Genomic DNA, 23,992 nt, shown 5'->3' with positions numbered 1-23,992 from the left:
TCTCAGTCCCGACGGGTACGGGGCAGCGGCACGGTGGCCACCAGCCCGGAGATGATGTCGGCCGCACCGCGCCCACCGAGATGCGCTTCGGCCGCAGGCAGCACCCGGTGCGCCAGTACCGGCACCGCGAGCTCCTGGATGTCGTCCGGCAGTACGAACTCGCGGGCGTCCAGCGCCGCGGCCGCGCGGGCGGCCCGGATCAGGTGCAGCGTCGACCGCGGGCTCGCACCCAGCCGGAGCTCCTGCGAGCGGCGGGTCGCGCCGACGAGAGCGACGGCGTACTCCTTCACGGACTCCGACACGTGTACCGACTGCACCGTCTTGACCAGACGGAGGATCTGCTGGCCGTCGGTGACGGGCTGCAGGTTCGCCAGCGGGTCGTCGGCCGCGTGCCCGTCCAGCATCCGCAGCTCGGCGGCCGGCTCCGGGTAACCCATCGAGACCCGGGCCATGAAGCGGTCGCGCTGGGCTTCCGGCAGCGGGTACGTACCTTCCATCTCGATCGGGTTCTGGGTGGCGATCACCATGAACGGCGCTTCCAGCGTGTACGTCGTGGTGTCGACGGTGACCTGGCGCTCCTCCATCGACTCCAGCAGCGCGGCCTGGGTCTTCGGCGAGGCCCGGTTGATCTCGTCGCCGACCACGATGTTCGCGAACACCGCGCCGGGCTTGAACTCGAAGTCGCGGATCTCCTGGTTGAAGACCGAGACGCCGGTGATGTCGGAGGGCAGCAGGTCCGGCGTGAACTGGATCCGCCGCACGCTGCAGTCGATCGACTTCGCCAGCGCCTTCGCCAGCATCGTCTTGCCGACGCCCGGCACGTCCTCGATCAGCAGATGGCCCTCGGCCAGCAGGACCGTGATGGCGACCTCGACGACGTCGGGCTTGCCCTCGATCACCTGCTCCATGGCGCGGCGGACGCGTCCCGCCACCTCGGACAGCTCGTCGAAGTCCCCGGCTCCTGCCAGCGGCGAGCTGGTCGCGGTGGTGCTCACTCTGAGTCCTCCCCATTCGTTGACTGCCGACACATTCTCACCCTGGGTAGGGGTCGGGCCAAGAGTCTGGTCGGTTGGCGGTTCGATCGTCACGGCGCACGCCCTCAGGGTCGGTAGTCGTCCCTCCAAGCGTACGGGCGGTACCAGCGGCGTGTCGGACGTACGACGCTGCGAACCGGTACCTGGTTCACGAGCGGGCCGGACGAATGGTTCATGCCTGCCCGGGCGCACCAGCCGCAACCACGTCCTCCACTTTCCTCCACCTGGTCCTCTACCCAGTCCTCCACATCGCTCCACACGACGCTCCACTTCGCTCCACCAAGGCGCTCCAGCACGCTCCACACGCCGTTCCGAGCGGCAGTTGAGGCAGCAGCGACACGCGGGCGCTGAGCGTGGATTCAGGCGGCACAGGGGCGGAATGGGGCGGAAGTTGGTTGACGGTGGTGGAAAGTGGAGTAAGGTGGAGCGCAGTGGAACTGAAGTGGTGGAAGCACTCGCCTGAGTCGGAGAGTCCGCAACGGGGAGGTGGAGCGTGTTCCTCGGAACTCACTTCCCCAAGCTCGACGACAAGGGGCGGCTGTTCCTGCCGGCGAAGTTCCGCGACGAGCTGGCCGACGGTCTGGTGATCACGCGTGGACAGGAGCGATCGCTGTCCGTGTGGCCGGAGCGTGAGTTCGTCCAGCTGACCGAGCAGTTGAAGCAGGCTCCGATCACCAACAAGGGTGCCCGGGACTACCTACGGATGTTGTTCGCCGGCGCCTCCAACGAGATGCCGGACAAGCAGGGCCGGGTCACCATCCCACCGATGCTGCGCGACTACGCAACCCTGGATCGCGACTGCGTCGTCATCGGGGCGATGAACCGGGTGGAGATCTGGAACACGGAGAACTGGAACCGGTACTCCGCGGAGCAGGAGCAGGCGTTCGCCGATCTCTCCGAGGAAGTACTGCCCGGCATCTTCTAAAGCTGAACAGAGTGTGTGGACCGAGAGACACCGACCGTCCGGTGAGATCACGGGTCCGACTTCCGACCTGGAGTGTTGGCGTCACTTCCCCGGCGCCAAGACCAAGCAGGTACTTCCCCGGAAGGCGTACCCGCGATCTGACCGGACGGTGTTGTCTACCCACGCACCACCACGTGACCTGCGGGGGCAGGGTCGTTCCCGCGGCTGCAGGGAACTGACGGGAAGGGTCGAGATGGACGCTGCGGAGCGGCATGTGCCGGTGATGCTGGAGCGCGTGGTCGCGCTGCTGGCACCGGCGCTCGCGCGTCCCGGCGCGGTCTTCGTCGACGCGACCCTCGGCCTCGGTGGTCATTCGGAGGCTTTCCTGCGGCGGTTCCCCGAGGTCCGGCTGATCGGCTTCGACCGGGACCCGAACGCGCTGCGCCTGGCCGGCGAGAGGCTCGCGTCGTACGCAGAGCGGATCACTCTTGTGCACGCGGTGTACGACGAGCTGCCGCGGGCGCTGGTCGACCTCGGCGTACCGGCGATCGACGGGATCCTGTTCGACCTGGGCGTCTCGTCGATGCAGCTGGACGAGGCGGACCGCGGGTTCGCGTACGCGCAGGACGCGCCGCTGGACATGCGGATGGACCCGACCGGCCCGACCACGGCCGCCGACATTCTCAACACCTACAGCGCGGCCGACCTGGCCCGGATCCTGTTCCAGTACGGCGAGGAGAAGTTCGCCCGCCGGATCGCGGACCGGATCGTCCGGGAGCGGGAGACCGAACCGTTCACGAACAGCGCGCGGCTGTCCGAGCTGGTCCGGAACGCGATCCCGCAGGCGGCCCGCCGTACCGGTGGACACCCCGCGAAGCGGACGTTCCAGGCGTTGCGGATCGAGGTGAACGGCGAGCTCGACGTACTGCGTCGCGCGCTGCCCGCCGCGCTCGAAGCGCTCGCGCTGCACGGCCGGATCGTGGTGATGAGCTACCACTCGCTCGAGGACCGGATCACCAAGCAGGCGTTCGCGCCGGGCACGAAGTCCGACGTACCGGACGACCTGCCGATCATCCCGGCCGGGCACGAACCGTATCTGAAGCTACTGACCCGGGGCGCCGAACGGCCGACCGAGGAGGAGGTCGCGACGAATCCGCGCGCTGCCTCCGCTCGCGTACGGGCGGCCGAACGCATCCGGGAGAGGGGACTGGTGGCCTGATGAGTACTGTCTTCAGCCCGCAGAAGGCGCGGGTGACTCCGGCCCCGGTCGCGAAGAAGGAGCAGCCACGGCTGCGGGTGGTGTACGGCGCGCCGTTCCGGCCGCCGCGGATGCCGTTCGTGATCTTCGTGGTGTCGCTGCTCGCCGCCGGGCTGGTCGGCCTGCTGCTGCTGAACACGCAGCTGCAGAGCGGGACCTTCGACATCACCAAGCTGAACAGCCAGGCGAACGACCTGCGCGATCAGCAGCAGCAGCTGGAGAAGCAGGTACGGGCGCTGGAGTCGCCGCAGAACCTGTCCGACCGGGCGCTGCGGATGGGCATGGTGCCGAACCCGAACCCGGTCTTCCTGCGGCTGTCCGACGGGCGCGTGCTCGGCGTACCGGCGGAGGGCAAGGCCGGGGCCGGTACGACGATGTTCGGCCCGCAGACGCCGACCACGAAGGCGACCACCAAGCCTGCGGTGAAGCCGACGACGCCGGTCAAGCCGGTGACACCGGTCAAACCGACGACGGGCACCGCCAAACCGCCGACGAAGACCACCAGACCGACGAGCACCACCAAGCCGACGACCGGCACCACCAAGCCGGTCACGACGAAGAAGCCCATCACGACCACACGGGGATGATCGGATGACGGACCGACGGGGAAACGAGCCGCCACCACGTAAGCGTGGTGCCGCGACAGGCGGGGGCAACCCGCCTCGCAAGGCTCAGCCCCGTCGTCCGTCCGCTACCGACAGTACGCGCGCGAACCCCCCACGCCCCGAATCCACCCGAGACCGCCTCCTCCGCAAAGCAGAAGAGGAGCGCGCCGTGCAGCGCCGGGCGGCGATGGCCGCTCCAGCGCGGCCGCGCCGCGTGCGTCGGCGGGTCGTGGTGCTGGGCGGCAGGTGCCGGCTAAGAAGGCTGCTGGTGCGGCGCGCTCTGTGGGGGCGAAGAAGGGCGCTGCGAAGCGGCCGGTGAAGAAGGCTGGTGGGAAGAAGCGGCCGCCGCAGAACAGGCCGCAGGGTCGGCCGAAGAAGCGGAAGGTCAAGAAGGCGCCGCGGATGTTGCGGTTGGGGCGGCCGGCGTTGCGGTTGCGGCTGACGTTCGGGGTGATGGCTTTCGTGCTGTCGCTGTTTGCCGGGCGGCTGGTGTTGCTACAGGGCGTCGACCCGGACAGCTACGCCGCCGCGGCGACCAAGGAGAACGCCCGCTCGTACACACTCCACGCCGACCGCGGCACCATCGAGGACCGCAACGGCGTCGAGCTCGCCGTCACCGAGGATGCTGTCGCGATCACCGCGGACCCGCAGCAGACCAAGCCGGTCGCGCAGCAGTTGGCCGCGATCCTCGCCCCGAAGCTCCCCGGTACGACAACCGCGAAGCTGATCGCCGCACTGTCCGGCACCGGCCGGTTCACGTACGTCGCGCATCAGGTGAGCCCGACGACGTGGAGCGCGATCCAGGCCGAGATGAAGGCCGCGAACATCCCGCTCGCCGCACAGAACAAGGGCAAGCCGAAGGAGCAGCAGGTCCCGCTGCTGACCGGCCTGTACACCGAAGAAGACCCGATCCGCAGCCACCCGAACGGCACCATCGCCGCGAGCCTCGTCGGGGTGACCGGCGACGACGGCAAGGGTCTGTCCGGACTGGAGTACGGCCTGAACGGCAAACTCTCCGGCGTCGACGGCAAGGCCGTCTACGAGGTGGATGCCCGCGGCAACCAGATCCCGAACGCGAACCACACCGTCCAGGAACCGAAGCCCGGCATCGGCGTCCAGCTGACCCTGGACACCGACCTGCAGTACTTCGCGGAGAAGCGGATCCAGCAGGCGGTCGAGCAGTACAAGGCGAGTGCGGGCACGGTCGTGGTGATGGACGTGAAGACGGGCGAGCTGCTCGCGCTGGCGAACTACCCGTCGTTCGACCCGAACAACAAGAAGACCTGGGGCAACCTGGGCAACACCGCGCTGGATCGCAGCTTCGAGCCCGGCAGCGTCCAGAAGGTCGTCACGATGGCCGCACTCGCCGACGCTGGGAAGATCAACCTGAACACCAAGCTGCAGGTCCCCGGCAGCATCGACGTCCAGCGCCGGATCATCAAGGACCACTGGTCGCACGACAAGATGAACCTGACCATCTCCGGCGTGATCGCGAAGTCGTCGAACGTCGGCACGATCATGGCCGCGCAGCGGATGCCGATCGCGCAGTTCGTGAAGTATCTGCACGAGTTCGGTTTCGGCGAGCCGACCGGGCTGAACTTCCCGGGCGAGACGAACGGCCGGCTGGCGCCGGGCGACGAGTGGCCGGAGATCACCAGGTCGAACGTCGCGTTCGGCCAGGGCCTGTCGGTGAACGCGGTCCAGGAGGCGGCCGCGGTGAACGCGGTCGCGAACGGCGGCGTGTACGAGCCGCCGAAGCTGGTCCGCAACTACATCCAGGCAGACGGCACGCTGACGCCGAACCAGACCGCTCCGGCCCGCCGGGTGGTGAGCGAGCAGGCCGCCAAGGAGGTCACCACGATGATGGAGTCGGTGACCGCGAAGAAGGGCACCGCGCCGCTGGCCGCGATCGACGGCTACCTGGTGGCCGGCAAGACCGGTACGGCGCAGCAGGTCGTGCCCGGCACCGGGAAGTACGGCAACTGGGCGACTTCTTTCGCCGGATTCGCCCCGGCCGACAACCCACGGTTCGTGACGTACGTCGTACTCCACGATCCCCAGGGTGCCCGGGGTGGAGGCCTGCAAGGAGGTCCGGTGTTCCGAGACGTGATGAGCTACGCGTTGCAGAAGTACGTCGTCCCGCCGACGGGGGCTGCGCAGCCGAACATCCCGCTCACCTGGTGATGAACCAGCAGCTGGTGACGCAGGGTCAGGTAGGAGACACCGGGTCCGGAGCGGTAGCCTCAGGGCCCGTGTCCACCCCAACCGCCGCCGGCGGCGCGGTCGCAGCGATCAGGCCACGGCACGTTGTGCCCGTGTCCCTCGCCGACCTCGCGAACGTCGCGCATGCACAAGCTCCGGCAACGTCGCCGGCAGCTGTGACCGGCGTGTCCCTCGACTCGCGTTCCATCCTCCCCGGCGACCTGTACGCCGCGCTGCCCGGTGCGGTCACGCACGGCGCGGAGTTCGTCGCGAAAGCCCAGCAGGCGGGCGCGGTCGCCGTACTGACCGACCCGGCCGGCGCCGAACGGGCGGAGGCCACCGGTCTTCCTGTTCTGGTCGTCGACAAGCCGCGGAACGTGCTCGGGGCGGTCGCGTCCCGGATCTACGGTGAGCCGACGCGCGAGCTGCGGCTGCTCGGCGTGACCGGGACGAACGGCAAAACCACGACCAGCTTCCTGCTCGACTCGGTCCTGCGGCAGCTCGGCCGGACGGCGCTCATCGGCACGATTCAAACGCGTGTTGGGGACGAGGTCGTGAAGAGCGTCCGGACCACGCCGGAGGCGACCGACCTGCAGGCGCTGTTCGCGGTGATGCGCGAGCGGTCCGTCGGCTGGTGCGCGATGGAGGTGTCCAGCCACGCGCTGGCGCTGGGCCGCGTCGACGGCGCGCGTTTCGCGGTCGCGGGCTTCCTGAACCTGACGCAGGATCACCTGGACTTCCACAAGACGTTCGAGGACTACTTCCAGGCGAAGGCCTCGTTGTTCACCCCGGAGCGCTGCGATGTCGCCGTGGTGACGATCGACGACGAGTACGGGCGCCGCCTGGCCGCGCAGACCGTCGTACCGCTGGTCACCGTGTCCACGAAGGGTGACGCCGACTGGACCGTTGCGCACCGGCACCGCTCCGAGCACGGCACGACGGTGCTCGACATCCAAGGGCCGGGGGAGACGCTGACGGTGGAGATCGGGCTGCCCGGTGACTTCAACGTCGCCAACGCGCTGCTCGCGACCGCGATGCTGCGGCAGCTCGACGTACCTGCGGAAGCGATCGCCGCCGGGCTGCGGACTGCGAGCGTGCCGGGGCGGATGGAGATGTTCACCCGCGAGGACGGGCTGGCGGTGATCGTGGACTACGCGCACACGCCGGACGCAGTCGCGCTGGCGCTGCGGGCGGCGCGCGGGGCGACCAAGGGCCGGTTGTTCGCGGTCGTCGGCTGCGGTGGCGACCGGGACCCGTGGAAGCGGCCCGCGATGGGCGCCGAGGCGGCGAAGGCGGCCGACGTCGTGATCGTCACCGACGACAACCCGCGCAGCGAGGACCCGGCCGCGATCCGCGCCGCCGCGATCGCCGGCGCGCGGGACGCCGTACCGGACGTGGACCTGCACGAGATCGGTGACCGGCGGCGGGCGATCGCGTCCGCGATCGAGCTGGCCGGCCCGGGCGACACCGTCGTCGTGCTCGGCAAGGGCCATGAGACAGGCCAGGACGTCGGCGGTGTGATCCATCCGTTCGACGACCGCGAAACCGTGCGTGAGCTGTTGGAGGCAGACCGGTGATCCCTGTCAGTTGCGGCGAGATCGCCGACGCCGTCCGCGGTGAGCTCGTGGGCGTCGAGCCCACCGCTGTCGTCGGCGGCCCGGTGGTGATCGACTCGCGGGTCGCGGGACCGGGCGGGCTGTTCGTCGCCCTGCCCGGCGAACGCGTCGACGGTCACGACTTCGTCGGTACGGCGACCTCCGCAGGCGTCACCGTCTCGCTCACCACGCGGCCGGTCGACGGCAGCCCGTGCATCGTTGTCGACGACGCCCAGCGCGCGCTCGGTGACCTGGCCCGGCACGTGATCGCCAAGCTCCCGGACCTGACGGTGATCGGCTTGACCGGTTCGTCCGGCAAGACGAGCACCAAGGACCTGATCGGGCAGCTGATCAGCCCGTACGGCGAGACCGTGGTGCCGGAAGGCTCGTTCAACAACGAGATCGGGCACCCGCTCACCGCACTGCAGGCGACCCCGTCCACGAAGTACCTGATCGCCGAGATGGGCGTGCGGAGCCTGGGCGACATCACCTACCTGACCGGGATCACGCCGCCGAAGATCGGCCTGGTGCTGAACGTCGGCACCTCGCACATCGGCAAGCTCGGCTCCCAGGACAACATCGCGCTCGCCAAGGGCGAGCTGGTCGAGGCCGTCGCGGCAGGTGGTACGGCGATCCTGAACGCCGACGACCATCGGGTCGCCGCCATGCGCTCGCGGACGGCGCAGAAGGTACTGACCTTCGGGGAGGCGCCCGAGGCCGACGTCCGGGCGACGGACGTCAAGGTCGACGGCGAGGGGCGGCCCGCGTTCACGCTCCACCTGGGCGGCTTCGGCGGCTACGTCCAGCTGCAGTTCATCGGCGAGCACTACGTCTCGAACGCGCTGGCCGCCGCGGCCGTCGCGGCAGCGATCGGGCTGACCCCGGAGCAGATCGCGAACGGCCTGAACGCCGCCGTCCCGGTGTCCGCGGCGCGGATGGAGCTGACCGAGCGCGCCGACGGCGTGACGATCATCAACGACGCCTTCAACGCGAATCCCGAGTCGACCCGCGCGGCGCTCAAGTCGCTGGTCGCGATCGGCCGGTCCCGCGGCGCGCGGACGTGGGCGGTGCTCGGCGAGATGCTCGAGCTCGGCGACACCTCGCAGGAGGCGCACGACGCGATCGGCCGGCTGGCCGTCCGGCTCGACGTGAACCGGCTGCTCGTGGTCGGCCAGGGTGCGAAACCGATCCACCTCGGCGCCTCGCTGGAAGGGTCGTGGGGCAACGAGTCGACGTTCGTCGAGACCATCCCCGAGGCGCTGGAGTTCCTGCGCGGGGAGCTCCGCGCCGGTGACGTCGTACTGGTGAAGTCTTCGAAGGCCGCGAAACTGCGCAGCCTCGCCGACGCCCTGCTGGAGGAACAGCAGTGATCTCGATCCTGTTCGGCGGTGCCGTCTCGATGGTGCTGACCCTGATCGGCACCCGGTACGCGATCAAGTGGCTGGCCCGCCGCGGGTACGGCCAGGAGATCCGCGACGACGGTCTGCAGTCGCACATGGTCAAACGCGGTACGCCGACCATGGGCGGCACGGTCTTCATCGTGGCGACCATCGTCGGGTACTTCGCGGCGAAGCTGTTCACGATGCAGCCGCCGACCGCGTCGGCGCTGCTGGTGCTGTTCCTGTTCGCCGGGATGGGCGTCGTCGGCTTCCTGGACGACTTCATCAAGATCTTCCGGCAGCGCAGCCTGGGCCTGCGCAGCAAGGCGAAACTGGCCGGCCAGACGATGGTCGCGGTGATCTTCGCAGTGCTCGCGCTGCAGTTCCCGGACGACCGCGGGCAGCGGCCCGCCTCGCCCTTCATCTCGTTCATCCGGGACATCGGCTGGCTGGAGCTGCCGGCCATCCTGGTGATCATCTGGATCCTGCTACTGATCGCCGGTATGTCGAACGGTGTGAACCTCGCCGACGGCCTGGACGGGCTGGCGACCGGCGCGTCGATGATGGTGTTCGGCGCGTACACGCTGATCTGCATCTGGCAGTTCAACCAGAGCTGCGCGACCGAGCGGGGCGTCGGCGCCAAGTGTTACGAAGTACGGGATCCACGCGATCTGGCGGTTGTCGCGGCCTGTCTGACCGGTGCGTTGTTCGGCTTCCTGTGGTGGAACGCGTCGCCGGCGAAGATCTTCATGGGTGACACCGGTTCGCTGTCGCTGGGCGGTGCGCTCGCCGGCATGGCCGTGATGACCCGCACCGAACTGCTGGTGCTGCTGCTCGGCGGTCTGTTCGTCCTGATCACCGCGTCGGTCATCCTGCAGGTCGGCTACTTCAAGCTGACCCACGGCAAACGGTTGTTCAGGATGGCGCCACTGCACCACCACTTCGAGATGCTCGGCTGGGAACAGGTGAACGTGGTGATCCGGTTCTGGATCATCCAGGGCCTGTGCGTCGTCATCGGACTTGGGGTCTTCTACGCGGAATGGGTCACCGGATGAGTCTCGAGACACGCACCGACGACGGCTGGGCGACGACGCGGTTCGTCGTGCTCGGCTTCGGTACTGCGGGCTACGCCTGCGCCGACTCGCTGCTCCAGGCCGGCGCGGAGCACCTCGCCGTACTCGACGACCGGGACACCGAGGCGCTGCGTGAGAAGGCGCAGATCCTGGAGACCCTCGGCGCCACGATCACGCTCGGTCCGGGCAGTACGCAGGAACTCCCGAAGGACGTCGACGTCGTCGTGACGTCGCCCGGCGTACCGCCGCACGCGCCGCTGCTCGCGCAGGCGGCCGAGCGGGACGTACCGATCTGGAGCGAGATCGAACTCGCCTGGCGGCTGCGTGATCCGGCCAACGCCGCGCCGTGGCTGTGCATCACCGGGACGAACGGCAAGACCACGACAGTGCAGATGCTGACCGCGATGCTGCAGGCGGCCGGCCATCGGGCCGTTGCCGCGGGCAACGTCGGCCTGCCGCTGCTGGAAGCCGTGATGGACCCCGAGCCGTACGACGTGATCGCGGTCGAGCTGTCGTCGTACCAACTGCACTTCACCCATTCGTTGTCGGCGCACTCGGCCGCCGTCCTGAACATCGCACCGGACCACGTCGACTGGCACGGATCGCTCGAGGCGTACGCCGCGGACAAGGGCCGGATCTTCGAGAACTGCCAGGTCGCGTGCGTGTACAACGTCGCCGACCCGGCCACCGAGCACCTGGTCGAGGAAGCCGACGTGGTCGAGGGCTGCCGCGCGATCGGCTTCACCCTCGGTACGCCGGGACTCTCGATGCTCGGCATCGTCGACGACCTGCTCGTCGACCGCGCGTTCGTCGAGCAGCGCGCGACGTCTGCGCTCGAACTGGCGACGATCAACGACGTCAACCCGCCCGCGCCGCACAACGTCGCGAACGCACTGGCCGCGGCGGCACTGGCCCGTTCCTTCGGCGTACCGGCGACTGCTGTTCGCGACGCGCTACGTGGTTTCCGGATGGACAAGCACCGGATCGCGCACGTCGCGGAGGTTGCCGGAGTCAACTATGTCGACGACTCGAAGGCCACCAACCCGCACGCCGCGCAGGCCTCGTTGCTCGCGTACGAACACGTGGTGTGGATCGCGGGCGGTCAGGCCAAGGGCGCGACCTTCGACGACCTGGTCGTCGCAGCACGCGATCGTTTACGTGCCGTCGTACTGCTCGGCCAGGACAAGGTGGTGATCGCCGAAGCTCTCCAGCGACACGCACCGGATGTCCCGAGGATCGTCGTCGAGTCAACCGACACTGGTGCCATGCAGATCGTGGTGGGGGAGGCGGCGAAGCTCGCACAGGTGGGTGACACCGTGCTGCTCGCCCCTGGCTGCGCGTCCTGGGACATGTTCGCCAACTACGGAGCGCGTGGCGACGCCTTCGCCGAAGCCGTACGCCGACTGGGGTGATCGCGTGACGTCGGTCGCAGATCAGCCGGAACGCCGCAAGAGCAACGAACGCCCGTGGATCGCCGCGATCCGGGAGGTGCTGGACCGGCCGCTGACGTCGTACCACATCGTGCTCGGTGCGACCGGCCTGCTGCTGGTGCTCGGCCTGATGATGGTGCTCTCGGCGTCGAGCGTGCTGTCGTTCCGCGCGTACGGCAGCAGCTACACGATCTTCATCCGGCAGCTGATCTGGGTCGTCGTCGGTCTGCCGATGGCGTACGTCGCCTCCCGGATGACGCCGCGGCACTTCCGGATGCTCGCGTACGTCGCGCTGCTCGGCTCGACGTTCCTGCTGGTGCTGACGTTCATCCCGGGCCTCGGCGTCGGCGTGAACGGCAACACGAACTGGCTGCGCCTCGGCGGTCCGTTGCAGATCCAGCCGAGCGAGTTCGCCAAGCTGGCGATGGTGATGTGGTGCGCGGACCTGTACGCCCGCAAGGAGAAGCTGCTCACCCAGTGGAAGCACCTGCTGGTGCCGATGGTGCCGGTGTGCGGTCTGGTGATCGCGCTGGTCGTCGGCCAGCACGACCTCGGTACGGCGCTGGTGCTGATGGCCGTGATGATCGGCATGATCTGGGTCGTCGGCGCACCGACCCGGTTGTTCGTCGGGACCATCGGCGTGGTCGGCCTCGTGGCGGCGTACTTCGTCAACGCGGAGCGCTACCGGATGCAGCGGGTGACGTCGTTCCTGGACCCGTTCGGTGATCCGTCCGGCGTCGGCTGGCAGGCGTACCACTCGTTCTACGCGCTCTCGACCGGCGGCTGGTGGGGCGTCGGGATCGGCAACAGCCGGCAGAAGTGGGGCAACCTGCCCGAGGCGCACACCGACTTCATCTTCTCGGTGATCGGCGAGGAACTCGGCCTGGTCGGGTCGCTGACCGTGATCGCGCTGTTCCTGCTGCTCGCCTACGCCGGGGTGCGGATCGCGACCCGGAACACCCAGCCGTTCGTCCGTTATGCGGCCGCCGGGATCACCGTCTGGATCATGGCGCAGACCGTGGTCAACCTCGGCGCGGTGATCGGACTGCTACCCATCGTGGGTATCCCGCTCCCGCTTTTGTCGTACGGTGGTTCCGCACTGCTGCCGACGCTGATCGCGATCGGCATGCTGCTGTCCTTCGCGAAGGCCGAGCCCGGCGCGCAGGCCGCCCTGAAAGAGACTCGGCGACCTCGTTTCGGCTGGTTGTCTTCGCGGCGTATGTCGTACAAATGAACCCCGCGGGAGCGTTGGAAGCCTTGCCCAGCATCGTTCTGGCCGGTGGCGGTAGCGCCGGTCACACCTCACCCCTGATCGCCACGGCGGACGCTCTGCGCCGGATCGACCCGACCATCGAGATCCTCGCCCTCGGGACCGAGCGCGGCCTGGAGACCCGGGTGGTGCCGGAGGCCGGGTACCGGCTGGAGCTGATCCCGCCGGTGCCGCTGCCGCGCAAACCCACACCGGCGCTGTTCGCCGTACCGGGCAAGATGCTGGCCTCGGTCAGCGCCGCCCGGAAGGCCCTCGACGACGCCAAGGCGGACGTCCTGGTCGGGTTCGGCGGCTACGTGTCCACCCCGGCGTACGTCGCCGCCTGGCGGCGGAAGACGCCGATCGTGGTGCACGAGGGCAACGCGGTGCCGGGGATCGCGAACAAGTTCGCCGCCCGGTACTGCACGGAGAACGTGAAGACGTCGTTCCCGGGCACCGACCTGCCGCACGCCGAGTACGTCGGGCTGCCGATCCGGCGGGCGATCTCGACGCTGGACCGGGCCGCGCGCCGGGCCGAGGCCCGGCAGTTCTTCGGGCTGCACCCGGACGCGCCGACGCTCTTCGTGACCGGCGGCTCACAGGGCGCGCAGCGGATCAACGAGTCGGTATCCGGCGCCGCCGCGGACCTGCAGGCGGCCGGCATCCAGGTGCTGCACGCGATCGGCCCGAAGAACACCCTCGAGGTTCCGCAGACCGGCCCGCTGCCGTACGTCGTACTCAACTACGTGGACCGGATGGATCTGGCGTACGCGGCCGCCGACCTGGTGGTCTGCCGATCCGGCGCGAACACCGTGACCGAGGTGTCCGGCGTCGGGCTGCCGGCGATCTACGTCCCGCTGCCGATCGGTAACGGTGAGCAGCGGCTGAACGCGAAGCCCGTGGTGGACGTAGGTGGTGGTGTGCTGATCGACAACGCCGACCTGACCGTCGACTGGGTCCGGGCGAACGTGCCACAACTTCTGCTCGACCGCGAGCGTCTGACAGCTATGTCCACAGCTGCGACCGGTGTGATCCGGACCGACGCCGACGACCGACTGGCGCGGATCATCCTCGATGTGGTGAGGTCTGCGTCGTGATCGTCACCGCACCTGACACGCTGCTGCCTGCCGAAAAGCTGGGCCGCGTGCACTTCGTGGGTATCGGCGGCGCCGGGATGTCCGGCATCGCCCGGATCATGGCGTCCCGCGGCATCGAGGTGTCCGGCTCGGACGCCAAGGACGGCAAGGTGCTGGCCGCGCTCCGCGCGCTCGGCGCCACCTGCTGGGTCGGCCACGCAGCCGAGCACGTCAAGGATGCCGACACGGTCGTCGTGTCGACCGCGATCCGCGAGACCAACCCCGAGGTGGTCGCCGCCCGCGCGGCCGGAATCCCGATCCTGCCCCGGGCCGCCGCGCTCGCTTCGGTGATGGTCGGCCGCCGTACGCTCGCCGTGGCCGGCACGCACGGCAAGACCACCACCACGTCGATGCTCACGGTCGCGCTGCAGCACTGCGGCGCCGACCCGTCGTACGCGATCGGTGGGAACCTCAACGAATCCGGGTCGAACGCCCACGACGGCACCGGCGACCTGTTCGTCGCCGAGGCCGACGAGTCGGACAAGTCCTTCCTGACGTACGCGCCCGAGGTGTCGATCGTCACGTCGGTCGAGCCGGACCACCTGGACAACTACGGCGACGAGGCCAGCTACCGCAAGGCGTTCGAGGAGTTCTGCGGGCGGGTGCTGCCGGGTGGGTTCATGGTGATCTGCCACGACGACGCCGGGGCTCGCAAGCTCGCGTCGTACGCGAAGGAACACGACCTCGACGTCCGCACGTACGGCGAGTCCGAGGACGCGGACCTGCAGGTCACCGAGATCACCGCGACCGGGGCGACCCAGTCGTTCGTACCGGTGTACCGCGGGCGGAAGCTCCCGGTGGTGCACCTGCAGCAGGCCGGCAAGCACAACGCGCTGAACGCGTCGGCGGCGCTCACCGTCGGGCTCGGGCTCGGGTTCTCCGCGGCCGACCTGGCCGAGGGGCTCGCGTCCTTCACCGGGACCGGCCGGCGGTTCGAGTTCAAGGGTCTCGAGGACGGCGTCCGGGTCTTCGACTCGTACGCGCACCACCCGACCGAGCTGGCCGTCGACCTGACCGCGGCCCGTCAGGTGGCGGGGGAGGGGCGCGTGATCGCGTGCTTCCAGCCGCACCTGTTCAGCCGGACGCGGATCTTCGCGACCGAGTTCTCCGAGGCGCTCGCGCTGGCCGACGAGGTCGTGGTGATGGACGTCTTCGCGGCCCGGGAGGATCCCGAGCCCGGCGTCACCGGGGCCTTGATCGCGAACCACGTGCCGCTGAAGCCCGATCAGGTCCGGTTCGAGCCGTCCTGGTCCGCCGTACCGCAGCTGGTCGCGGACCTGGCCGCGCCGGGCGACCTGGTCGTCACCCTCGGGGCCGGCGACGTGACGCTGATCGGTCCGGAAGTCGTTGGTCTGCTGGCCGAACGCGCCGCCACCCGCGAGCCTTCCGAGGCAACGCCGGTTGCTGTGGTGGAGTAATTGGGTGGGGTTTGTTGAATGAGCCAGAGCGTCGATCTGGCTCGGGCACAGCAGCGGTTCGCGCGCCGGCAACGGCTGGTGCGCTGGCGTAGCTGGCTGCCCTGGGCCATCGGCGGCGGGCTGGTCGTGCTGGCCGGCCTGGTCGTCTGGTTGTTCTACTTCTCGTCGGCGTTCGCGGTCTCCGGGGTCCGGATCAGCGGTGCCGACACGGTGCCGGTGGCAACGATCGAGCAGACCGCGGCCGCGCCGGTCGGAACCCCGTTGGCGAAGGTGGATCTGCGGGCGATCGCGGACCGGGTACGGACCATCCCGGCGGTCGCGGACGCGCAGGTGACCCGGGCCTGGCCGCGGAAGATCGTGATCGTGGTCACCGAACGGGTCCCGGTCGTGGTGGTCACCGACGGCTCGCGGTACGAGCTGGTGGACGCCACCGGTACGTCGTACCGCACGGTCCCGGACCGGCCGGCCGGGCTGCCGGAGGCGAAGGTGACCGGCGTCCGGCGGGACGTCACGATCCATTCGGTGGTGACGGTTTCGGCCGCGTTGCCGGACACGCTGCGGACCCAGGTGGGGACGATCTCGGCGACCTCGCCGGACTCGATCACGCTCAACCTGAGCTCCGGGGTGAAGGTCGTTTGGGGTAGTTCCGATGACAGCGAGCGCAAGGCCGGGGTACTGAGCGTGCTGATGAAGCGGGACGCCAAGGTGTACGACGTCTCGGCGCCCGATCTCCCTGTCACCAAAGGGGAAAAGCGGTGACAGGTCACATCGCGGACGGTCCGGCGAGGCGCGTGGACTTTGGTCTCGGGCGTCCCGTAGCGTGCGGCGTAATCTAAAGTTGACATAAGTCTAAGCATCCACTTGAGGTTCAGTCTTTTCGCTGGACAACGGGAAACGAACGAGGCGAGAGGCGCGGACGTGGCGGCACCGCAGAACTACCTGGCACTCATCAAGGTCGTCGGCATCGGCGGAGGCGGCGTGAACGCCGTCAACCGGATGATCGAGCACGGTCTGAAGGGCGTTGAGTTCATCGCCATCAACACCGACGCGCAGGCGTTGCTGATGAGCGACGCGGACGTCAAGCTCGACATCGGCCGCGAGGAGACCCGCGGCCTGGGCGCCGGTGCGAACCCGGCGATCGGGCAGAAGGCCGCGGAGGACCACGCCGAGGAGATCGAGGAGGCGCTGAAGGGCGCCGACATGGTCTTCGTCACCGCCGGCGAGGGCGGTGGCACCGGCACCGGCGGAGCGCCCGTGGTGGCCCGGATCGCCCGGTCGCTCGGCGCGCTGACCATCGGTGTCGTGACCCGGCCGTTCTCGTTCGAGGGCAAGCGCCGCGCCACCCAGGCCGAGGACGGCATCGCCACCCTCCGCGAGGAGGTGGACACGCTGATCGTCATCCCGAACGACCGGCTGCTGACCATCTCCGACCGCGCCGTGTCCGTGCTGGACGCGTTCAAGCAGGCCGACCAGGTGCTGCTGCAGGGTGTTTCCGGTATCACCGACCTGATCACCACGCCCGGTCTGATCAACGTGGACTTCGCGGACGTCAAGGCAGTGATGTCGAACGCCGGCTCCGCGCTGATGGGCATCGGCTCGTCCCGCGGCGAGGACCGCGCGGTCGCCGCCGCCGAGGCGGCCATCTCGTCTCCGTTGCTGGAGGCAAGCATCGAGGGTGCGCACGGTGTGCTGCTGTCGATCGCGGGCGGTTCCGACCTCGGCCTGTTCGAGATCAACGAGGCCGCGCAACTGGTGTCGGAGTCCGCGCACTCGGACGCGAACATCATCTTCGGCGCGGTCATCGACGACGCGCTCGGCGACGAGGTCCGGGTCACGGTGATCGCGGCCGGCTTCGACGGCGGCATGCCGAAGCGCCGCGAACAGGCCATGAACCAGGCGCGCCCGCAGACCACCCGTCCGGCTCCGCAGTCGTACTCGCAGCCGATGACGGTCTCCAACCCGACCCAGACCCCACCGCCCCCCGCGAACCAGCAGGCCGGCCAGCCGCAACAGCCGGGCCAGTCAGGCTTCGCGCAGCCGGGCGCGGGTGCCGGGCAGGCGGGCGGACCGGGCGCGGGGCAGCCGGGCACCAACCCAGCCCAACCCACTCAGGGCCACCCGGGCACAACTGCTCCGCAGGCTGTCCCGGGCCAACAGGGCGCCCAGCCTCAGGCGGCACCTTCGTCCCCCCAGCCGACCGACGACACCGTCCCGGTGCCGGCCCCGACGGAGCCCCGTACGGGCACGACCAACTCCGCCCGCCCCCAAGCAGGCGAAGGCGTACGTACGGTTCAGTCCGGCCAGGCGCCGCACACCCCGGCCTCTCCGTCGACCCAGCACTCCTGGCCGACGAACGGCCCGAGCAACGCCGGCAACGCCGGCACCCCCGCGAGCCAGCCCAAGCCGAAGAAGCCGGAACCCGAGGAAGACCTCGATATCCCGGACTTCCTCAAGTAAACCCAACCACCACGCCCACCACCTCAATCGGCCCGCGCGTGCCTCAGGCTCGCCGACTTTGAGAACCCACCGACCATTTCGCGAGCGAAAAATTGGTTGGTGGGTTCTCAAAGTGGTGGGGGAGGTCAGGCGGACGGGTCGGCTTGGCGGGGTCGGTAGACGGAGACGACGACGCCGTAGCGGGACTCGCCGGGTCCGGCGTCGGCCAGGTCGCCGACCGCTCGGTCGAGTGTGGCGGCGAGCTCCGCGGCTTGGGCCGCGGTCAGCCGCAAGTTCCGTACGGTGAACATCGGGTCGTCGGCCGTTTCCAGGTCGGCCGCGACCGCCTGCAGCGCAATGGTGTTGTTCGCCCGTGCGCCTTCGCCGGAGAAGCCGAACCGCCGGACCGACCGGCGGTAGTACTGCTCTGTCCCGCCGCGCACCTGCCGGGTTTCGGCGACGTGCACCATGCCGGCGTCGCGGAGCACACCCAGGTGATGGGCGACGTTGCCCTTCGCCGTACCGAGCGCGGTCGCCAGCTGGCTGATCGTCGCCGCCTCCTGCCCCAGCGCGAACAGCAGCCGGTGCCGCAGCGGGTGCCCGAGCGCCTTGAACTGGGCCGCGCTCGACACGTCCAGGTGATCCACGATCTCCGCCATGATCAAAGCGTCGAAGATTCTTGACGCTTTGTCAATCCGGATGCTCTACTCCTGGCATGGAAATCGAAGAGATCACGGCCGTGCTCGGCCGGCTGGGGGCGTTGGTCCGCGAGCACTACGTGTTCCCGGAGGTCGGCGCCGAGGTCGCGGACCGGTTGGCGGCAGCGGCCGCCGACGGCCGGTACGACGAGCTCCGGACCCCGGAGGAACTCGCCGAGCGGGTCACGGCCGACCTGCAGGTCGGCAACCTCGACAAACACCTGCGCCTCATCTTCCGCCGTGACGGACTGCCGGACGAGACGGACCCGGTGGCCGAGGAAGCGCACTGGCGGCGCCGGGCAGCGCTCGACGCCGGCGGGATGGCGCGGGTCGAACGGCTCGACGGCAACATCGGGCTGCTGGAGATCCGGCCGTTGCTCTATCCGCCCAACCTGGCCGGACCGGCGGTCACGGCAGCGATGTCGCTGCTCGCGTCGACCGACGCGTTGCTCATCGATCTGCGCCGCTGCGTGGGTGGATCTCCCGATCAGGTCGCCTTTGTCTGCAGTCATCTGCTCGACTCCGACGAGGCGATCCATCTGCAGGATCTGGTCAAACCGGCCGACGGTACGACGCGGCAGTTCTGGACCACGCCGTACGTGCCGGGTCCGCGGTTCAGCGGCGCCAAGCCGATCTGGGTGCTGACCGGCCCCGCGACGTTCTCGGGTGGCGAGGAGCTGGCGTACAACTTGCAGCAGTTCGGGCGGGCGGTCGTCGTGGGTGAGCGGACCGGCGGCGGCGCGCACCCGCGCGAGGGGTTCAAGTTGCACGAACAGCTCGAGGCGAGCGTGCCGGTGGCGCGCTCGGTGAACTCGGTCACCGGGACCAACTGGGAGGGCACCGGGGTCGTTCCCGACCTCGGCGTACCGGCGGACCAGGCCTTTGCCGAGGCCTACCGGCTGGCGGCCGGGTATGTGCTCGAGCTGCCGCCGGATCCCGAGCGGAACGGTGTGACCGACGAGGCGCAGGCGGTGCTGGGTGCGGCGGTCGGCGCTGGGTAACCTTCAGTCGTGTTCGGCTACGACGAGGTCCTCTCCGCCGCCCGGGTCGCCTTCACCGATCGGTACGGCGGCGCCAGCAAACCGCCGTACGGCGAGTTCAACCTTGGCACCGCGGCCGGTCCGGACGTGGAGGGTGTCCGGGCGAACTTCCGGCTGGTCGCGACCGAGTTCGGTGTCCCCGCCGAGCACATGGCGCTGCTCAACCAGGTGCACGGGCGGGACGTGCACGTCGTACGTCCCGGCGACGAACTGCCGATGAGACCCGCGCCGAAGGCCGACGGGCTGGTCACGACCCGGTCCGATGTCGTACTCGCCGTCCGCGCGGCCGACTGCCTGCCGGTCCTGCTGTCGGGCGACGGCGTGATCGGCGCCGCGCACTCCGGCCGCAAGGGCATGTACGCCGGCATCGTCCCGGCGACCGTCGACGCGATGAAGGAACTCGGCGCCTCGCACATCACCGCCGTCCTCGGGCCGTACGCGTGCGGTAAGTGCTACGAAGTACCGGACGAGATGCGCGCCGAGGTCGCCGAGCGGGTGCCGGCGTCGTACTCGGAGACGAGCTGGGGCACGCCCGCGATCGACGTCGCCGCCGGTGTGAAGGCGCAACTGGCCGAGCTCGGCGTCGAGGTGGTCGACCGGACGGCGTGCACGATCGAGTCGGAGAACCTGTACTCGTACCGCCGCGAAGGCCCCGAGAGCGGCCGGATGGCCGGACTGATCAAGCTGGTCTCCGCATGACCGAGCGGAGCGAGGGCATCAAAAAGCACAGCCCACCTTGTGCCTCATCCGCGCCCGCAGCGAAGCGAGGACGTGGATGAGTTATCGCGCCGAAGAGCTCCGGGCGAATCTGGAGCTGGTGCAGGAGCGGATCGAGAAGGCCTGTCAGGCGGCCGGGAGGTCCCGGGACGAGGTGACCCTCGTGGCGATCACCAAAACCTTCCCAGTCAGCGACGTACGGGCGCTGGCGGACCTCGGGATCACCGACACCGGCGAGAACCGCGAACAGGAGCTCAAGGTGAAGGCGCCGGACTGCCCGGACCTCACCTGGCACTTCGTCGGGCAGTTGCAGTCGAAGAAGTCACGCTCGGTGGTGAAGTACGCCTCGGTCGTGCACTCCGTCGACCGGCCGTCCCTCGTCGACGCGTTGTCGAAGGCGGCCGTCGCCGAGGAGAAGTCGTTGCGCTGCCTGATCCAAGTGAGCCTGGCGGCGTACGGGTCCGCGGACGCGGCGACCGGCGCGAGCCGTGGCGGCGTCGAGCCTTCCGGCGTGCTCGAACTGGCCGCGGCGATCGCGGCCGCGGACGGCCTCGAGATCAGTGGCGTGATGGCGGTCGCTCCGCTCGGTGCGGATGCCGGGGAAGCCTTCGCGGGACTGCGGGACGTAGCGTCGCGACTACGCTCCGAACACCCTGGTGCCGACTGGATCTCGGCCGGGATGACCGACGATCTGGAGGTCGCGATCAAGCACGGTGCGACACACGTCCGGCTCGGGCGCGCATTACTCGGTACGCGGTCTCCACTGGGTTAGTGTCGACATCGAGCGGGTTTCGCTTCCTGCTCACTGTTGTTGTTGAAGTGTCGTCGAACCGGATCGAGGTGCTGAGGGGCCATGAGCGGCGCACTGCGCAAGATGGGTGTGTACCTCGGCTTGGTCGAGGACGGGGAGCGCTACAACGCCCGCTACGACGACACTTACGACGACGAGTACGAAGACGAGTACGACGAAGCCGTCGACGGGGACTCCCAGGAGACCGAGCCGGTGCCAGCCGGCCGGGAGAGCCGCGAAGTTCGCGAACACCGCGAGGAGCGCCAGGACCGTACGGACCTTGGCGGCGGCGCGACGGTCAGCAAGTTCCCAGACCGGCGCGGGGTCGCGCCGTCCCCGGAGGTTACCGAGTTGGCCCGCATCACCACCGTGCACCCGCGCAGCTACAACGAGGCGCGCGTCATCGGTGAGCACTTCCGCGACGGCACGCCCGTCATCATGAACCTGACCGAGATGGACCACGCCGACGCGAAGCGGCTCGTCGACTTCGCCGCCGGCCTGATCTTCTGCTGCCGGGGCTCGATCGAGCGGATCACCACCAAGGTGTTCCTGGTCTGCCCGCCGAACGTCACGGTGGCCGCCGAGGAGAAGGAGAAGATCGCCGCGGACGGGTTCTACAACCAGAGCTGACGCTCTGGTTCGCGACCTGGCTTTCGGCGTCTTCTACACTCGTTCTCGACATGAATGCTCTAGCGCTCGTCCTCATCGTTCTCTACTGGGTGCTGCTCGCCTTCTTCCTGGTGCTGGTGGCACGGTTCGTGCTCAGCCTGATCGTGATGTTCGCGCCGCAGTGGCACCCGAAGGGGCCGTTGCTGCTGCTGTTCGAGCTGATCTACTCGATCACCGATCCGTTCCTGAAGCCGTTGCGGCGGATCCTGCCCCCGATCGGGGCCGGTGGAGTGCGGATCGACCTGTCCACTTTGATGCTGTTCGTGATCGTCTCGGTGGCGATGGCCATCAACTCGACGGCCCTTCGATCGTTGTGAGGGTGAGGGTCTTCAGGAGTGGGTAGGTAGAGCCCGGATTCCGTTCTAAGACAACGAAGCGATAACGTGATCTACTGAGTCGCCAAGGCGAGACCACGGGGACTCCGCCAAGACACAGACAAACGAGGTGAAAGATGCCGCTGACGCCGGATGACGTCCGCTCGAAGCAGTTCACGCCCGTCCGACTACGGGAGGGCTACGACGTCACAGAGGTCGACTCCTTCCTCGACGAGGTGGAAGCCGAGCTCGAGCGACTTCTCGCCGAGAACGAGGAGCTGCGGGCCAAGCTCGCGGCGGCCCAGCGCGCGGGCGCGGACCAGCAGCGGCCGGTCGACCAGACCGCCGCACTGCCGCCGGTCGTGCAGCAGCCGAAGCCCCCGGTCGTGGTCGAGAAGCCCGAGGAGCCGAAGCCGCCGGTTCCGGTTCCGGGTGTGGCCGCGGCGGCCGGCACGGTCGGTGACGCCTCCAGCTCCGCGGTGCGGCTGCTGGAGATGGCCACCAAGCACTCCGACGACCTGGTCCAGGAGGCGAAGGACACCGCCGACAAGATCATCGGCGAGGCCCGCGCCAAGGCGGAGCGCCTGGAGAACGAGGCGCGCGGCAAGGCCGACCGGATGACCGGCGAGGCCCGCGCCCGCGCCGAGAAGCTCGACGGCGAGATCGCCGAGCGGCGCGCGCAGATGCTGGGCACCCTGGAGAAGCAGAAGGGCCAGCTCGAGCGCACCATCGACGACCTGCACGCGTACGAGCGCGAGTACCGCAGCCGCCTGAAGACGTACTTCACCGAGCAGCTGAAGGCGCTCGGCAACGGCGACGACACGCTCAGCCCGCGGAACGGTTTCCGTCCCGAGGCCCGCGCCCAGGCGCACGGCGGTCACGGCGTCTAAAGAAATCTCCACGAAGGGGCGGTGCTTTCCGGCGGCACCGCCTCTTCGTCATGTCTGGACACCTCTGACTGACGGTCCTGTCCTGGTGACTGGCTGTCAGGGCCAGACGGATGGCGGCTTGCGGCCGCTGAGAGTCTCGACATCGGTCAGCCGCAGCCGGTACGGCATCAGCCGGAGCAGCGCGGGTGATTCCGCGGCAGGTCCATCGGGGAACACACTCCAGAAGTCGTAACCGAGTGGTGGGGGAGCGTCGCGGTACAGCTCCCACACTCGTTGCCGGGTCGCGGCATCGTCGACCCACTCCGCCTCGCAATCCGCGACGGCCACGTCGTGTCCGGGCTCCCAGTAGCTGCAGCTCAGGTACGGCGCATGCGCCAGGTGCCGCGTCTTCACCGGCGTCCGACGGGTGACGATCCACCCCGTCAGCCGGCCGTCGTACTCCCAGATCGGGTGCAGGATCCGGCTCCGCGGCCGGCCTTCCGGCCCGGCCGTGGCGACCGTGCACCAGACGATCCGGTGCGCCCGCTCGACGAACTCCTCTTGCACAACCATGGTTGTAGATTAGCCGATCCACAACCGCGGTTGTATAGTCCCGGGCGTGGAGTTCGATCCCGTTGCCGCCGACCTCTCGCTGGCCTCGCTGTTCGCCGGCTGGGCGCTCGCCGACGAGCTGCAGCGCCGGCTCGCGGACGACGGATTCGCGGACTCGCGATTTGCCGACGGTGTCGTGTTCCAGCATCTGGTCGCCGGCCCGGTGACGATCAGCACACTCGCGGAGCGACTGGGGGTGACCCAGCAGGCCGCCTCGAAGTCGATCGCCGACCTGGAGCGGCGGGGCTACGTCGCCCGCCGGCCGGATCCCGCCGACGCCCGCGCCCGGCAGGTCGTGCTCACCGACCGCGGGCAGGCCGTGATCGCCGCCGCGCGCGAACACCGGGCGGCGCTGGACGCCGAACTCCGCGAGGAGCTCGGGGATGCACGGGTGGAGAGGGCGCGGCGGCTGCTGCTCGGCGTCGTCGACCGTCTCGGGGGGGGGGCGGGGGAGGGGGGGGGGGGGGTGCTTTATACTCTTTTGCTGGGTCCTGGCCGGCGCCCAAGCAGGCCGGGTGGTGCCCTTTTTGGCGTGGGCGAGAACTGGCCCTCACGGGGTTAGTA

Annotated in this window: 23 protein-coding genes; 20 read left to right on the top strand and 3 right to left on the bottom strand. The window is 69.2% G+C overall.

Annotated features, from left to right (window positions below; translation table 11 throughout):
* Positions 1-2 precede the first annotated feature (2 nt).
* The gene (locus ACZ5BU_RS14080) at positions 3-941 is read right to left on the bottom strand and encodes an AAA family ATPase (RefSeq protein ID WP_465699258.1); all 939 of its coding nucleotides are present in this window, start codon (positions 939-941) and stop codon (positions 3-5) included.
* Positions 942-1,527: 586 nt separating this feature from the next.
* On the opposite strand from ACZ5BU_RS14080, the gene mraZ reads away from it, so the two are divergent.
* The 13 genes from mraZ to ftsZ all read left to right on the top strand — a co-directional run bounded on the left by mraZ (position 1,528) and on the right by ftsZ (position 17,740).
* Positions 1,528-1,959, top strand: coding sequence for a division/cell wall cluster transcriptional repressor MraZ (mraZ, locus tag ACZ5BU_RS14075; protein ID WP_184833762.1), 432 nt, complete (start codon positions 1,528-1,530; stop codon positions 1,957-1,959).
* A 232-nt stretch (positions 1,960-2,191) separates the two neighbouring features.
* Positions 2,192-3,157 (top strand): 16S rRNA (cytosine(1402)-N(4))-methyltransferase RsmH, encoded by a 966-nt coding sequence (rsmH, locus tag ACZ5BU_RS14070; protein ID WP_465698786.1) that lies wholly within the window; start codon positions 2,192-2,194, stop codon positions 3,155-3,157.
* Positions 3,157-3,783 carry a cell division protein FtsL gene (gene ftsL, locus ACZ5BU_RS14065; protein WP_465698784.1) on the top strand — a complete coding sequence of 209 codons (627 nt, stop codon included), beginning with the start codon at positions 3,157-3,159 and terminating at the stop codon, positions 3,781-3,783. The genes rsmH and ftsL overlap by 1 nt, the downstream gene beginning before the upstream one ends.
* A 264-nt stretch (positions 3,784-4,047) precedes the next feature.
* Positions 4,048-5,985, top strand: a complete 1,938-nt coding sequence (locus ACZ5BU_RS14060) for a peptidoglycan D,D-transpeptidase FtsI family protein (RefSeq protein WP_465698782.1) — start codon at positions 4,048-4,050, stop codon at positions 5,983-5,985.
* Positions 5,986-6,053: 68 nt separating this feature from the next.
* On the top strand, positions 6,054-7,580 hold the full coding sequence (locus ACZ5BU_RS14055; RefSeq protein WP_465698780.1) for a UDP-N-acetylmuramoyl-L-alanyl-D-glutamate--2,6-diaminopimelate ligase: 1,527 nt from the start codon (positions 6,054-6,056) through the stop codon (positions 7,578-7,580).
* The gene (locus tag ACZ5BU_RS14050) at positions 7,577-8,968 is read left to right on the top strand and encodes a UDP-N-acetylmuramoyl-tripeptide--D-alanyl-D-alanine ligase (RefSeq protein WP_465698778.1); all 1,392 of its coding nucleotides are present in this window, start codon (positions 7,577-7,579) and stop codon (positions 8,966-8,968) included. The genes ACZ5BU_RS14055 and ACZ5BU_RS14050 overlap by 4 nt, the downstream gene beginning before the upstream one ends.
* Positions 8,965-10,032: a phospho-N-acetylmuramoyl-pentapeptide-transferase gene (gene mraY / locus ACZ5BU_RS14045; RefSeq protein WP_465698777.1), complete on the top strand. Its 1,068-nt coding sequence runs from the start codon at positions 8,965-8,967 to the stop codon at positions 10,030-10,032. The genes ACZ5BU_RS14050 and mraY overlap by 4 nt, the downstream gene beginning before the upstream one ends.
* Positions 10,029-11,462 carry a UDP-N-acetylmuramoyl-L-alanine--D-glutamate ligase gene (gene murD / locus ACZ5BU_RS14040; RefSeq protein ID WP_465698775.1) on the top strand — a complete coding sequence of 478 codons (1,434 nt, stop codon included), beginning with the start codon at positions 10,029-10,031 and terminating at the stop codon, positions 11,460-11,462. The genes mraY and murD overlap by 4 nt, the downstream gene beginning before the upstream one ends.
* The gene (gene ftsW, locus ACZ5BU_RS14035; RefSeq protein ID WP_465698773.1) at positions 11,422-12,714 is read left to right on the top strand and encodes a putative lipid II flippase FtsW; all 1,293 of its coding nucleotides are present in this window, start codon (positions 11,422-11,424) and stop codon (positions 12,712-12,714) included. Before murD ends, ftsW begins: the two co-directional genes overlap by 41 nt.
* A 23-nt stretch (positions 12,715-12,737) precedes the next feature.
* Positions 12,738-13,826, top strand: coding sequence for an undecaprenyldiphospho-muramoylpentapeptide beta-N-acetylglucosaminyltransferase (gene murG / locus ACZ5BU_RS14030; RefSeq protein ID WP_465698771.1), 1,089 nt, complete (start codon positions 12,738-12,740; stop codon positions 13,824-13,826).
* A complete protein-coding gene (gene murC / locus ACZ5BU_RS14025; RefSeq protein ID WP_465698769.1) occupies positions 13,823-15,283 on the top strand; it encodes a UDP-N-acetylmuramate--L-alanine ligase in 1,461 nt (486 codons plus the stop codon). Before murG ends, murC begins: the two co-directional genes overlap by 4 nt.
* A gap of 18 nt (positions 15,284-15,301) precedes the next feature.
* Positions 15,302-16,042 carry a cell division protein FtsQ/DivIB gene (locus ACZ5BU_RS14020; RefSeq protein WP_465698767.1) on the top strand — a complete coding sequence of 247 codons (741 nt, stop codon included), beginning with the start codon at positions 15,302-15,304 and terminating at the stop codon, positions 16,040-16,042.
* Positions 16,043-16,201: 159 nt separating this feature from the next.
* Complete coding sequence (gene ftsZ, locus ACZ5BU_RS14015; protein ID WP_465698765.1) at positions 16,202-17,740, top strand: cell division protein FtsZ; 1,539 nt, start codon at positions 16,202-16,204, stop codon at positions 17,738-17,740.
* A gap of 125 nt (positions 17,741-17,865) precedes the next feature.
* Here ftsZ and ACZ5BU_RS14010 read toward each other — a convergent pair whose 3' ends face one another.
* A complete protein-coding gene (locus ACZ5BU_RS14010; RefSeq protein ID WP_465698763.1) occupies positions 17,866-18,378 on the bottom strand; it encodes an ArsR/SmtB family transcription factor in 513 nt (170 codons plus the stop codon).
* Between the two features lie 56 nt (positions 18,379-18,434).
* Here ACZ5BU_RS14010 and ACZ5BU_RS14005 point away from each other — a divergent pair, with 56 nt between their 5' ends.
* The 6 genes from ACZ5BU_RS14005 (at position 18,435) to ACZ5BU_RS13980 (ending at position 22,837) form a co-directional block, all read left to right on the top strand.
* Complete coding sequence (locus tag ACZ5BU_RS14005; protein ID WP_465698761.1) at positions 18,435-19,418, top strand: S41 family peptidase; 984 nt, start codon at positions 18,435-18,437, stop codon at positions 19,416-19,418.
* A gap of 9 nt (positions 19,419-19,427) precedes the next feature.
* Positions 19,428-20,156, top strand: a complete 729-nt coding sequence (gene pgeF / locus ACZ5BU_RS14000) for a peptidoglycan editing factor PgeF (protein WP_465698759.1) — start codon at positions 19,428-19,430, stop codon at positions 20,154-20,156.
* 76 nt (positions 20,157-20,232) lie between these two features.
* On the top strand, positions 20,233-20,946 hold the full coding sequence (locus ACZ5BU_RS13995) for a YggS family pyridoxal phosphate-dependent enzyme (RefSeq protein WP_465698757.1): 714 nt from the start codon (positions 20,233-20,235) through the stop codon (positions 20,944-20,946).
* Positions 20,947-21,027: 81 nt separating this feature from the next.
* The gene (locus tag ACZ5BU_RS13990) at positions 21,028-21,594 is read left to right on the top strand and encodes a cell division protein SepF (RefSeq protein WP_465698755.1); all 567 of its coding nucleotides are present in this window, start codon (positions 21,028-21,030) and stop codon (positions 21,592-21,594) included.
* A gap of 50 nt (positions 21,595-21,644) precedes the next feature.
* Entirely contained in the window at positions 21,645-21,950 is a 306-nt protein-coding gene (locus ACZ5BU_RS13985; RefSeq protein ID WP_465698753.1) for a YggT family protein, read from the top strand.
* Between the two features lie 134 nt (positions 21,951-22,084).
* Positions 22,085-22,837, top strand: a complete 753-nt coding sequence (locus tag ACZ5BU_RS13980) for a DivIVA domain-containing protein (RefSeq protein ID WP_465698751.1) — start codon at positions 22,085-22,087, stop codon at positions 22,835-22,837.
* Positions 22,838-22,933: 96 nt separating this feature from the next.
* Here the strand turns inward: ACZ5BU_RS13980 and ACZ5BU_RS13975 are convergent, their stop codons facing one another.
* Entirely contained in the window at positions 22,934-23,389 is a 456-nt protein-coding gene (locus tag ACZ5BU_RS13975; RefSeq protein ID WP_465698749.1) for a pyridoxamine 5'-phosphate oxidase family protein, read from the bottom strand.
* A 46-nt stretch (positions 23,390-23,435) separates the two neighbouring features.
* Here ACZ5BU_RS13975 and ACZ5BU_RS13970 point away from each other — a divergent pair, with 46 nt between their 5' ends.
* Positions 23,436-23,990: a MarR family winged helix-turn-helix transcriptional regulator gene (locus ACZ5BU_RS13970; RefSeq protein ID WP_465698747.1), complete on the top strand. Its 555-nt coding sequence runs from the start codon at positions 23,436-23,438 to the stop codon at positions 23,988-23,990.
* Positions 23,991-23,992: the final 2 nt, after the last annotated feature.

It is taken from the genome of Kribbella sp. NPDC031520 (genome assembly GCF_055580825.1).
The sequence above is the reverse complement of the archived record's forward strand: the minus strand, read 5'-3'. Positions and strand labels throughout refer to the sequence as shown.

Bases quoted from the DNA above. Each gene is read 5' to 3' on its own strand.
- rsmH (WP_465698786.1), top strand. From the start codon at position 2,192: ATGGACGCTGCGGAGCGGCATGTGCCGGTGATGCTGGAGCGCGTGGTC.
- ftsL (WP_465698784.1), top strand. From the start codon at position 3,157: ATGAGTACTGTCTTCAGCCCGCAGAAGGCGCGGGTGACTCCGGCCCCG.
- murD (WP_465698775.1), top strand. From the start codon at position 10,029: ATGAGTCTCGAGACACGCACCGACGACGGCTGGGCGACGACGCGGTTC.
- ACZ5BU_RS14020 (WP_465698767.1), top strand. From the start codon at position 15,302: ATGAGCCAGAGCGTCGATCTGGCTCGGGCACAGCAGCGGTTCGCGCGC.
- ACZ5BU_RS14010 (WP_465698763.1), bottom strand. From the start codon at position 18,378: ATGGCGGAGATCGTGGATCACCTGGACGTGTCGAGCGCGGCCCAGTTC.
- ACZ5BU_RS14005 (WP_465698761.1), top strand. From the start codon at position 18,435: ATGGAAATCGAAGAGATCACGGCCGTGCTCGGCCGGCTGGGGGCGTTG.
- ACZ5BU_RS13995 (WP_465698757.1), top strand. From the start codon at position 20,233: ATGAGTTATCGCGCCGAAGAGCTCCGGGCGAATCTGGAGCTGGTGCAG.
- ACZ5BU_RS13990 (WP_465698755.1), top strand. From the start codon at position 21,028: ATGAGCGGCGCACTGCGCAAGATGGGTGTGTACCTCGGCTTGGTCGAG.
- ACZ5BU_RS13985 (WP_465698753.1), top strand. From the start codon at position 21,645: ATGAATGCTCTAGCGCTCGTCCTCATCGTTCTCTACTGGGTGCTGCTC.
- ACZ5BU_RS13980 (WP_465698751.1), top strand. From the start codon at position 22,085: ATGCCGCTGACGCCGGATGACGTCCGCTCGAAGCAGTTCACGCCCGTC.
- ACZ5BU_RS13975 (WP_465698749.1), bottom strand. From the start codon at position 23,389: ATGGTTGTGCAAGAGGAGTTCGTCGAGCGGGCGCACCGGATCGTCTGG.